General features: G+C 65.5%; 1 protein-coding gene. It reads right to left on the bottom strand.

The genetic code is table 11. The features are described from left to right. Nucleotides 1–285: 285 nt before the first annotated feature. A complete protein-coding gene (locus tag ACNQQL_RS16760; RefSeq protein WP_347064787.1) occupies nucleotides 286–13,008 on the bottom strand; it encodes a filamentous haemagglutinin family protein in 12,723 nt (4,240 codons plus the stop codon). Nucleotides 13,009–13,125 lie beyond the last annotated feature (117 nt).

Here is a 13,125-nt window from a genome sequence, read left to right as displayed (position 1 = left end):
CAGGGGCGCAGTTTTATTTGAAAACCACCAGCCTATTCATCAGGCGACCCGTAACTTCCTGACCCACGTCATTGCATTCGGAGAGGCCGCTTCGTCTCGCGACGTGTAAAAAGCCCCGGCAAACGAGTGTCAGTACGGCTCGCGCTCCCCACTCATCGAACAGCAAGAATCCGGATCACGGGGACACTCATCCCATCTTTGACCGAAGGATCCATGCAGCGCCCGCATAAAAAACGCGAGCGCCGATACTACCAGCAGCCCGCGTCGCGCCGCGCTTCGCCTCGATCAGATCTTGCCCAACCGGTTCCGCTCCTCGGATGTCAACGTGGCCCGTTGCGTGGCTCCGGGTTGACCGAAACCAAGAATCGACACCGCGTTCGACGCATCGTAGCCGACCTGCTGCTTGTGCTTCTTCGTGCCGTCGCCGCCGGCATCGCCAAAGCCTTCGACCTGCACCGAGATCGTCCAGCGCCGCACCGCGCCTCCCGACGCGTTGTTCTTCGCGATATCCTGCGCGACCTGAGTTGCGGCCGATGCAGCTGCACTTGCCGCCGTCAACGCACCGGTATTCACCGCCTGCACGAGCGGGATGCCACTCGCTTTGCCAGTTACCTGAATGTTGTCGGCATTCACCACGCGCAGCGCCGCCACGTTCAGGTTGCCCGCGCGAATGCCGGCATCGCCCGCGTCAACCGTGCCGCGAGGCGCGATCAGGTTGATCGTGCCGATCGGCACACCCGGCACGCTTTGCAACGTCGCAATGCCCGCACCCGTGACCTGCCCGCGTGCGTCGACCATACAGTAGTGGTTCGCGTCGCACACGTATTGCGGCGCCGGGGTATCGGCCGACGACTTCGCCCCCTTGCCCGCGTTGATGTCGCCGTTCGAGCTCCAGATCGTCATGTCGCCGCCCTGCTCGGTGAAGATCCGGCTCTGCGCCAAAAGGACGCTGCGATCAGTAAAGATGTTGATGTCACCCTTTTCGAGCGTGAGGACACCCATCGTCCCGGGCCCGGCAATCGTCTTGCCGGTCGCACTGTCGACGATCTGAGGCGGCGCGGACGTACTCCCGACCAGCGCCTGCCCACCCGGGCCAAGGATCGATACGTTACCGCCCTGCTGGGTCTGAATGGTCGTGCTGCGAATGTCCAGGTCGCCCGTATCGGCCGGCTTGTTCGCACCGTTGCTGCCGCCGCCGAGATTATTGGCCGTGTAGCCCAGCGAAGCCGGGAACATCGTATTGAGCGCCTCGTAGCCGCGCGCATATTTCTGATAGTACGGACTGGCCGGGTTGTTGTAATCCTCACCGACGCTGGCCAGTACCTTGAACAGCACCTGCTCGGCAAAGAGCTGCTGGACATACTGCGGCAGGGCCTTGAATTTCGACCAGGCCTCGTCCGCGCTCAACGGCTTGATCGCCGGCTGATCGTTGACCAGCCCCGTGTCGACCGAGAGGCCCGCCTCGTATTGCTCCATGAACGTAACGAGCGCGGGCGTCGCGCTGGAAACACCCGGCACGGACTTCGCCGGATCGACATACCTCGAGACGAACGAAGCGGTATCGATACCCGGCCCGACACCGAACAGTACATTGATGTTCGCGCTCTCGTGGGGCAAATAGGGATTGTTTGCGTTGCCTATCGCGTTGATACCGGTGGTTATGCCAGCCGCGTTCGTTACGCCCGACAGATTGGTCAACGGTCCGATATTGCGGCCGGCTTCGATGTCGAACGTGCCGGGACCGCCGATATTCAGCGCGGGCAAGCCCGACGCGGGCGTATCGTAGATGTCGCGCCCCGCCACGATCCGCGTCACGTCGGATCTGCGCAGATTTTGTCCCAGGAAGGACAAGTTGACGATATCCCGGCCGGCCTGGATCAACGCCGGTTTATCGATCACCACCGGAACCACGACATTAAAGATTGACGTATTTCCCGGTACGCTATCGACAATATCGCCGTTCAGACTGTAGATCCGCGCCGGTACCGTATCGTCGCCATGCAGGGCAACCGGATCATGAGCCGCCGCCGATGCAATCGTCGGGTTCGCGACGAGAACATTCGGCTTCGCCGGTGACGGCATCGCGGACGGGTCGATGTCGAACATGCCGAACACTGCACGTGCGTCCCACCCCATTCCGTTGACACTCGACAGATTGACCGATTGATCAGCGATCAGACTCAGGTCGCCGAACGCCGACGGATAGAGCACGCCGCTCGCCGCCACCGTAATGCCGCCGGAAAGCGCAGTCAGGTTCACCGACGCCGGCAGGACGGACGAAAAGTCGCCGCGCCCTGGCACCTGGGATTCGGTCGAACCACCGCCGATCAGGCTGATGTTCGAGAGCGTGCCGATCGCGACGTCACCCGTCGTCGACACGATATTGACGGCGGACGTCGACGAATAGCCCTTCATGTCGGCCTGTTGCTTGTACGCATTCAACAGCGCGATGCTCTGAACATACGAAGGATCGAACACACGCCCGATGCTGACGCCTTGTCGCGCGCTTACGTCGAGCGCGCCGTCCTGTGTCGCCAGCAGCGTATCCATCGTTACGGCAGGCTGGCCGTCGACTGACGAAGGCACCGCAATATCCGCCCCGATCTTCCCGCCCGCCGCGATCGTTCCGGTTCCCTTCGCGACGAAATAGCCGCCGCTCAGAATATCCCCTCCCGCTCGCACCGACAGGTTGCCGCCGCCGACCGTATTGACCGTGGGGTTGTCAGTATTGGCACCGGTCAAATACCACGTGGTCGGCAGCGACACCGAGAGGTCGGAAATATTCCCGCCAGCCGACACGGACACGTTGCCACCCGCGCTCAACACGCCTTGATCGAATGCGCCGAAGTTGATTGACGTCTGGACGGTCTGCGATACAGGATTGGTCGCCCCGACCATCCCGGTCGGATTGCCGATCTGCATCCACTGCCACCAAAACTGGCTGATGTTGGTGCCTTTCCGCCCGGTCACCGTGCCATTCACGTCGGTCAGATACTCCGCGCCCGTGATATCACCTTGCGCATGGATCGTAATATCGCCGGCCGAATCAGGATTGACGGCGGACGTCACCAGAAAATCCGGATTGTTGTTCAGGCCATGAATGATCGAAAGACCAGTGCCGGAAGCTGGCGCTCCCGCCGCAGGCGCGCCACCGGTGTAAATCACGCCAGGAACCAGCACATCCGGGTTGCCCGACTGTATCGAGCCGGCGTCGAACAACGCAATGTCGTTGCCCGCTGCTATATCGATCGCACCGGTGCCCGTGCGAATCATCGTCGGGGCCAGCAAAGCCAGTCCATTGCCATCCACGAACGTCGTATGCCCATCGAAGATCACGCTCTTGCCGCTCGTTCCGTCTCCTGCGGTCCGCGCTTGAAGCGCCAGCGGATTCGTGCTGTTCAGATCCGCCCCTGCCACCACGCGGAAGGAACTGCTCGAGCCACCCGTCAACGAAGCGGACACAAGAGGAATTGGAACGGTCGCAACCGACGTCGGAGACGGCGTATTGTCCGTTACTGCCGGCAAGTTGATCGTCGTTGCTGCGATGACAGATACAGGCTGAACCTTTGGTGCATCGACACTGGTCACCAGCGGCCATTGCTGGTGCTGGACCACAAACTGTACAGAATCGGACAAATACTTTTGATACTGATTCAGATAGATCAGATAGGATCCGGGATTCGATGCCTGCTCGGCTGCGGCCGGCGCAATGGGAGCCTTTGGCTGACCGGGTAGCATCGTGCTGGAGTTCGAGGACCGAATCCCATAGATAATCTCGACATTGGTGTCATTCGGCGACCAGCCTGGTCCCAGCGCCGACGAAAGGCTCGTCGCGGTCTGGTCCAGGAAATTCGCATACGCCGTATAAAGTGCATAGTATTCCGCAATTTCGTCCGGGGCACCTCCGACCGGTTGCCCCGGACCGGACGCCAGGCCATAGTTCGCCCAAACCGAGAGCCCGTACCCGTAATGCCCCGCCGACGCACCATAAATCGCCTGTGCCGCTGCTAGCGTCGACAACGGCGGCACCGGAATCGTCCCTCCACCACCCAACGGGTTCGCGATCTGGAAGAACCCGTCCGACAAGCTCGCCTTCACCTTCACGTTGTTCTCGGCACGCAGCGTCACGACCGGCGCCTGCCCGTCGAAGCGGAACGCGAGATTCGTCGGCGACGTACCCGCGCCGAGATTCCAGTTCGTCAGCACCTGGATATCACCGCCGTTGATCGCCGAACTCGGGTTGTCGAGCTCGATCCCCGGCACGATGCGCGCGTTCGCAATGTTCTTGCCGGCAAACGGATCGACCAGCGTATCGAGACCGTGCTGCACGAAGCCCATCAGCGTACCCGGCGCCGCGGTCGACGCATCGCCGTTGAGATATCCGTAGAAGGTCTGGTGATCCGCATTCGCGCCGCCGCTCGCGGGCGCGAAGTACATGTTGTTCAGCCCGCCAAAACCAATGTCTTTTTCACCGCCTTGAAGCTGCACCTGCGTAACAGTCGACGATACGCCCGTCGCCTGGTTCGTCAACGTGCCGCCACCCGAACCATCCGGTGCGAACAAGAACGTCGCCGGCGTGCCGGATGTCCCTTGTGCCGTGAATGTGCCGGCCAGCAGATGCCCGCTCTTGTCGTACCACCCCGCCGGGTCGATGACCCCGTCGAAGTGCTTCCCGCCTGTCGTCGCGTCCGTCGTGCTCCACACCGCATAAGCTTCAAGCGAAGTCGCGCGCGAACCGACGATCCCCTTGCCGTCGTTGAACGTATCCGGCAGGTTGACCTTCACGCCGTTGTCGGCCAGTAGCGGCGCGCGGAAATTCACCGTGCCGCCCGACAAACCACCGGCCGTCCCACCCGATACGTCGATCAGCGCATTCGCGCCGAGCGTAATGGCGCCCGCGTTCGCACGCAGGATGTTCTCGTAACCATAGGTTGCGTTGTACGCGATCGAGTTGCCGTTCGCGTCGACGATCGTCGGATCGAACCACGCTGTCGTGCCAATGTTGACCTTGCCGCCGCGCTGCTTCGGATCGGAGCCGCGCGCCAGCAGCGATCCTTCGATGTCCACACCGTTGCGGCCGTACAGATCGATCTCGCCACCCGTCTTGCCGGACGCGTCGATCGTTCCAAGCACGTTCACGTTGCCGTTCGCCGCATCGGCCGAGCTTCCCGAGCCACCGTCGGCCGTCAGCAGCACCGAATGCGCGGTCAGCGTGTTGCCCGGCGACAGCGTCAGGTTGCCCGTCTTCGTGTGAACCGTGATCGCCTGGTTCACGCCGCTCGATGCGAGTGTCTTCGACAGCGCATCGAGATCCGCCGCGCCGCCCGTATTCAGCGAAAACGACCCGCCCGCATAACCGCTCGCCGCGCCGCCCTTGATCGTGCCGTTCAGGTTCACGACCTGTTGCGGCGCGGACAGCGAAAGACTACCCGCCGCGCCACCGCCGCTGGCGCCGGAGAAATCGAGCGTCGAGCCGGACTGCACATCGACGGTGCCGGCATCGGCCGTCAGCGTGATCGAGCCTGCCGGCGCGTAGCGAGTCACGTCAAAAAACTGTTTCGACACACCCGCCGAACTGACCGTCGATCCGCCACTGATCGTCAGGTTGCCGGTCGTCGCCTCGAGCGTCACGTTGCCGGCGGGCGCGCTGATCGTCGCGCCGTTGTCGTTCACGGTACCGCCGATGAAGGTCCATGCGCCGCCAACCGCATTGCGCTTCAATGCGGTGCCCGATGCCCCGTTCAGCGTCAGTGCGCCCGTCGTCTTCACGGTGGCGGCCGAGCTCGTATCGGCAAGGTAGATCGGTGCATTGAGCGTGACCGGCAATGCACCGAAGTCGAACGTGCCGGTACCCTGGCCGACGATGCCGCCCGTCGCGTTCATCACCGCCGAGCCGAAGCCGCTTGCCGCCTTCGTGCCCGTGCCGAAGTCGATCTCTTTCGCGTTGACCGTCAGCGTGCCGTTTCCGGCCGTCGTCGTGCCGGGCGCGGCGCCCATCTCGTTCGTGAACGCAACCTGCTGCGCATTCAGCGTGACGTGACCGCCGTCGCTCGTGAACGTGCCGGCACTCAGATCGACGCTGTTGCCGAACGTCGCGTTCACGTCGCCGACGAAACCGATCGCGCCGTAGCTGCGCAGCGTGACCTGCTGCGCGTTCGCGAACTGCGCGAGGCCGGCCGGATCGATGACGAAGCCCGGCAGGTTCGCCGCCGACGCGCCGCCTGCGTTGGTGAACGTAATCGCGGAACCGTCCGCCGTGATCGCCTTGGCCGACAGCACGGCGGATGGATCGACCTTCAGGTCGCCGGACGAATCGAGCAGCAACGCCTGTCCGCCCGCGAGCGTCGCGCCCGCGCCGACCGTCAGCAAGCCCTTGCCCGTGCCACCGGTGCGCGACAGCGGCGCCATCGCGCCGTTCGACACGCGCAGCAACGCGCCGTCGCCGGCGATCGCGATCGGCTGATCCTTGGCTGCCGGGTAATCGCCCTGCGCGGCGATCGACGCACCGGCATCGACGCGCAGGCCGTTCGCCCCGTTCGGATCGGTGCCGCTGCCGTCGGTCTTCGTGACGAGCAGGATCTCGGGGCCTTTCAGCGCCGTGTTTCGGTCGTTGGACACGACGACGCTGTTCGCGATCGGCGTGATCGTGACGCCGCTCGTCGTCGCCGCGCGCGTGCCGCCGATCAGCAGGCTGCCCGCGTTCAGCGAATCGAGCGCGTCGCTGCCGATCTGCAGATAGCCGGGCAGCGCCGCGCTGCCGTTGCCGGTGACCTGGATGTCCTGCGACGCGATGTCGACCTGAGCCGGCGCGCCGCCCGCGCCGGCGGCCGCATTCAGCGTCGCGCCGAGCGTCAGCGCCTTCGTCGCCGCCAGCACCAGTTGACCGCCGTCCACGGGCAGCGGCGGCGTCACGTTGCCCTTCGTCGCGGCGAGCTTCGTGAAAAACGCGTTCGCGCCCGTCAGTGCGTATTGCGAGTACTGCTGCCATACACTGTTCGACTGCACGTTGAACAGCGTCGGCGTCGCGCTTCGGCTGCCCGTCAACGCGTCGGCGAAATAGCCGGCCGTCACGACCGTGCCGTCCTGCAGCACCTGGCTCGCGCCCGGCACGAGATTGCCGGCCGTGTTCGACACCGTGACGCGATAGGCGCCCGGCAGCGTCGCGTACTTGCCCGGCAGCAGCGTGTAGTAGCCGGGCGCCAACCCCGGCACGCCGGACAGATACACGGCCTTGCCGACCGGGTCGGTCAGGCTCGCCTGTCCGACGCCCATCGTCGCCGTCGCGGTCGTTGCCGTGCCGTTGTCATTGGTGGAAGGCTGTACCGTCTGCGCGAGGGTCGGGTCATACGCCGCGACCGGTGACTGCTTGCCCGGCACGATCGCATAGACGTTCCCGGCGCCGACATTGACCGGCACGGCCGTGCCGCCCTTGCCGCTCGCATAGCTCACGTTGTATTGCGACAGCACGTCGCGCGTGCCGCCGGTGCCGGGCACCCATTCGATGGCCTGCAGGTCGCCACCGCCGGACAGGTCGATCGTCGCGCCCTTGTCGAGCGCGACATTGCTGCCGTTCACGCCCACGTATTTCGCGGGCGGCGCGCTCAGGTCGGGCGTCGTGTTGCCGGCGAGCGGATTGAACTGCCACTCGACCCCGTCGATCGTCGTGCCGTACGGAATGACCAAGCCGCCGTTCGAGACCGACGTCACGCTCCCGCTCGCCAGCTTGACCGAATCCGTCGCGACGAGCGGCAACCCGGCAAACTGAGCCTGCGTCGCCGCATTCAACGGATCGCCTACGCCGAATACGATCGTGCCGGACGGCGCGCGCACCGTGCCGCCCTGCACGATGTTCGTCGCGTCCACGAGCAGCGCGCCACCCGCAGAAAGCGGCGTGCCCGACACGCCGTTCGACGCGAACGTGACCGTCGTCGGCGCCGGTTTGCCCGTTGCCGAATCGGTCGGGCCCACCGCGGCGACGACGAACGTGCTACCGGTCGACGGATACAGATCCGCCGCGTTGAACGTCAGGTTGCCCGGCGTATAAAGCATCCCCGGCGCGGTGCCGGCCGCGGACCCACCCGCGTTCGTCGAGCTCAGGCGTATATCGCCGCGGCTCGTGACGTTCGCATGAGCGAAATTGTTGAGCTGGACCTGGTTCTTCAGGTCGATGAACGATGCGTTTACGTTCAGCGTCGCATCGGACAGTGCCGCGACCGGTTTGAACTGGGGCGACTGCGATCGGATGAGCGGCCCCGACAACGCGACGTACGGCGCGTCGATCTCGACCGTCGTGCCCAACGACGGCTGCGGTTGCGCGAGCAAGCCGTCGACGGCGGCCGTGAGCGTCCCGTCGGCCTTGCGCGCGGGCGTCGACAGCAGCGACGACAGTTCTCCCATGCCGATGGCGGCGACGCGCCCCGTGTTCAACGTCACGGATTCCGGCAACGACAGCGTGACGTTGCCGGCAAACAGGATCGGCGTCGATTGCGCACCGTTGGGCGGTGTGCCGCTGCCCAATACCAGATTCGCGATGCCGGATCCGTCGAGCCGGTCGGCCGCAAACTGAAGGACGCCGCTCGACTGCCCGATCGGCAAGCCGGTGGTCGAATCGATAGCCGACGCGAAACTCTGCCCGGGCATCAGGCCCGCGGGCACGAACGTACCGTCCTGCCGTACGACGAGCGCGGTGGCGGTCGAGGCGCTGCTATGCGGGTCCGCCTGGCTCGGCCGGATCGTCAGCGTACCGCCCCGTGCCTGCGCGGCACCCGGACGTCCGGCCAGCGTCGCATCCGCGAACAGGCCGTTCGCCGCCGACAGCGTGATCGAGCCGGCATCGCTCCATACCGGCTGCGACGCGTATGTGCCATTGGGCTGCAACTGGTCGAATTTCGCCGACGTGCCGGACACGTCGATCTTCGAGCCCGACTGCGCGACCACGTAACCCGTATCGCTCGACATCGTGACCGAGCCGCCCGCCAGCACCTTGCCCGTGTTCGGCACGACCGTCGTTGCGCCGATTCTGACCGGCGCCGCAAGCGGATTGGCCAATGCCGTGCCCGATACGTCGAGCGAAGCATCCGCGCCGAGCCAGACCGACTGGCTCGCGCTCATGAAACCGGTGCTGAACTGCCCTGCCTGCGCATACGTGCCGTTCCCGTCCGCGATCAGCGTGATCGACCCGCCCGGCGCGACGATCGAGCCGAGTACGGTGACCTGCGCCGGCGAGCCAAGGCCGATGCTCGCGCCGGCATCCGCGTGGATCGACGCGCCTTCCGACAGCGTGACCGCACCGGTGACGCCCGGATACGACGGCGTGGTAGCAGGCTGGCCCTGCCGCCACGACGTATCGTTCCCGGCCGTCAGGACGAGATTCGTTGCCTGCCGATGATAGGCATCGAGCTGGCCGATCGTGGTCAGGCTGCCTGCCGCCAGGTTCGCACCCGTGACCGCCTGCTGAAGCGCGAACATGTCCGGAATACGATTCAATTGCGTGACGGCAACCGACGCGCCGGGCGCGACCGTCGTGTCGTAGAACGCATTCAGCACATACTTGCCGAAGCCCTGCCGTGCAAAGAAGGTTTCCGGGAGATAGACGTCCCATGGCGACGCGGCGGCTTCGGCACCGCCGATCCGGAATCCGAGCGCCTGCAGCGTCAGCGTGCCGCCGCCCGAAAACCCTTCGCTCAGGATCGTGCCGCCCAGTGCGATCGTGCCGGCCGTCGGCTGTACGCTGGGCAAGGTCGGCGCGCCGTCCGACCCGCCAAACTGCTTCAGCGGTGTCGCGGAATACGCCTGCAACGTCACATTTCCGCCGCGTCCGGCAGGCACGCCGCTCTGCATCAGCAGTTGGCCGTTGGACAGCATTTCGCCGCCGCCCGACACGTCCAATACGCTGCCTGGCTGCAGCAGCACCGAACCCGAGGTGTCGCCGACCAGCCCGCCGCCGATAACGTTCGATCCGAGCAACGCGGAGAGCGTGATGCTGCCGCCATTGATGAACTGGCTGTTTCCGGGCGCCGTACCCGGTGCCGCCTGCACGTCGTTGTTCACCCACTGCCCTGCAGTACTGATCACGCCCTGCGGGCCGACGATCACGTTGCCGCCGCTCGTGATCGAAATCACCCCCGACGGCGCGGACAGGCGGCCGGCCACGTTGACGTCGGTACCGGGCACCGGGCTGTTGACGGTGATGGAACCGCCTGGCTGCAAGTTCAGTTGCGTGCCTTGCGGCACCACGACACCCTTGCCGCCCGACCTGTCCTCGGTCACGTTCAAGTTCGCGAAGCCGCCGTTGTTCAACGTCGCGACCGGCACCACGGTGGTCGTCAGCACATTGCGCGGATCGGTCGCGGGCAACGCCTGCAGCGCCGTCTTGTCGAGCGGCGTGTCGATCGAAAAACCCGGCGCGATGTCGGCGAGGTGCGGCGCGTTGTCCTGCAGCACGACCAGGCCCGAGGTGCCCGACGCAACATCGCTGTTGTTCGACGTCAGGTGCACGAGGGCGGCGCCGTCGAGTTTCGGATCGGCGCCGAGGTTGAACGTTCCGCCGCTCGGCAGGCTGTTGCCCTGCATCTGCTTCGCGCCGCCGAACGCCTGTGCGCTGATGTCGCCGTCCAGCACCGTGGACTGCAGCCCGTAGATATCGAGCGTGCCCGCGTTGCCGCCGACGATGTAGTCGCCCTGATAGACGCCCGTCGTCTGCAGCGGGTTGTACCAGGACTTCGTCACGCCCCAGCGCGGATGGGATTCGATGAATTGACCGGCGACGCCGACGTAGGTGTCGTACGGGCTCGCCTTGTCGATCGGCACGATTGCACCGTTGGCATCGACCAGGCGCGTCGTGTTGACCATCCCGCCGTCGTAATGCACGTAGCCGCCGTTCAGGTTCATCGACGAGCCCGCCGAAGTCATCACCTCGTTGCCCGACAGCGTGATCGAACCGCCGTTGGTCAGCAACTGGTCGACGGTGCGCGGAATCAGGTTCACATAGCCGGACAGGTTCAGGATCGGGCTGCCGACCCACGACACGCCGTCGCTGCGCGTGCCCGTCAGCGTGCTGTCGAACACGAGATTCTTGTACCCGAGCAGAAACCCGTTGCGCAGCAGCGGCGAATCGGCGAGTTCGTTCTGGCCGATGCGCTCGACCGTCACGAGCGTCTGCGCGATCGGCACTTCGACGTTCGCGAGACCCGACACGTCGATCGTCGCGCCGCTGTCGACATAGATCCGGCCCGGCACGGCGGTCTGGCCGGCCGGCGCCTGGGCGCCCGATGCCGACGGCGTCAGCGCCCCGACCGATACCTTCGAACCGGGCGCCTCGATCAGTGAGCCGCCCTGGAACCACACCGAGCCGGCCGTCATGCCGATGCTGCCCGGCGTGAAAGTCGCGCCGGGTGTCGACGGCGTCGTCTGGCCGTTGCCGTCCGGCATCACCGTCGTCACCGAATCGGGACCGAAGCTCAGCAGGCCGGCGCGGTGCGTGTCGCTGCCGCCTCCGGTGGAGTCCGTCGTCTGAAGCGCCTGTCCGAGATAGGCGGCTCCGGCCGGGTTGTTCGAACTGTATTCGTCGACCGTGGAAATCGTGATCGTGCCGGGCGAATTGACGCTCGTCGTCACGCCGACCACTCCATTCTGCGCAACGCGGCTGCCGAGCAGGTTCACGTTGCCGCGGGCGGCCTCGACGATGCCGGTATTGGTCAGCGTGCCGGCCGGCGTGATGTCGGTCATCTGGCCGTTCGGGCCGAGCAGCGTGATCTTTCCGCTGAGTTCCGGCAGCAGCACCTGCGGATTCGTCGGCACGGAGCTGGGCCGCAGGCTCACCCCGACACCCGCCGCCAGCACGACCTGCCCGTCCGTCGCCTTGATGTGCCCGGCATTCGTCACGTTCGGCGCAGCGATCATCACGAAGCCGCCATCGCTCGCGTTGCCGTTCGCGTGCGTGGTGATCGACGCGCCCTGTTCGATGGTGACATCGCCCCACGGTTGATACTGGCTGGCGGACGTGAGATTGACCTGGTTGCCGAGGCCCAGCACCTCGTTCGGAATCCGGCTGTTACCATTCACCCCCGTCGAACTACCCGACTCCGGATACGCGAGCCCGCCCGTCGTCCCGGCCGGCAGGCTCAGGAACTGCTTGTTGCTCGCGACGATCCCGGCGGCATCCTGCGCAAGCGTGTTGTCCGTCACAACCGGCACCCGGTTCAGCATGGTCTGGTTGTAGTTGTTCATGTTCAGCACGTCGAGCGACGACGCCACCAGCGAATGCACGTTCACCTGCGACCCGGCGCCAAACAGCACGCCATTCCGGTTGATCACGTACACCGCCCCCTGCGCGGTGATGTTCCCCAGAATCTGACTCGGCCGCCCGCTCGGATCGTTGACCCGGTTCAACACGGCCCAGTTGTTCGCGCCATTCGTCTGCGTGCCGCCCGACTGATCGAAATTGAGCGTCGTCTGCCGGCCGACGTTCATCGTCTCCCACGTCAGCACCGCGTTCTGCCCGGTCTGCTTGACATCGACGTTCACGTGCCCGGTCGCGTCGGTATTCTGCGTCGGCGCGTTCGCGTTGAACCACAGCACCGGGTTGTTGGTATCGCCCGTCGCCCCCGCCGCGACCTGCAGCCCGCCCGGCGCGAGCCCGTTCGGTACGGTCGACGGCAGCTTCGCCGCCGCCGCGGCCGCGTTCTGCTGCGCCGCGATCTGCGCGGCAATCGCATGCGCGGCATAGCCGAGGTTGCGGATCGACGGCTGGCTCGCCTGCAGCGCCTGCTGCGGCGACACGCCGAGATTCGGCATGCCCGGCACGCCGCCGACACCGCCCGCGCCGCCGCCCGACGCCCGCGCGGTGGCCTGCCCCAGGTTCGTGATGCCCGCCGCATGCGCATGCGCGGACACGCCTGCCGCGAGCATCAGCACGACCGCGCGGTACAGCGGGCTCAGTTCCGACTTCAGGACCGACCGCGAGGCCGTGGCGCGAGGTTGCCGATCCGTACGTGCGCGTGCTGCCATTCTTTCCACCCCGATGCTAGGAAATTGCGCGCGGTGCCCGTCCGGCACCGCACATGTCGTTGCGCCCGAAACAGGCCGCTGGAATCCGGAGACCATACGAAGCGCGAATGGCAGCGG

This window comes from Burkholderia sp. LFS061, from assembly GCF_047978125.1.
Taxonomy (GTDB): domain Bacteria; phylum Pseudomonadota; class Gammaproteobacteria; order Burkholderiales; family Burkholderiaceae; genus Burkholderia; species Burkholderia pyrrocinia_C.
The sequence above is the reverse complement of the archived record's forward strand: the minus strand, read 5'-3'. Positions and strand labels throughout refer to the sequence as shown.

Coding starts and splice junctions, on each gene's coding strand:
- ACNQQL_RS16760 (WP_347064787.1), bottom strand. CDS start 13,008: ATGGCAGCACGCGCACGTACGGATCGGCAACCTCGCGCCACGGCCTCG.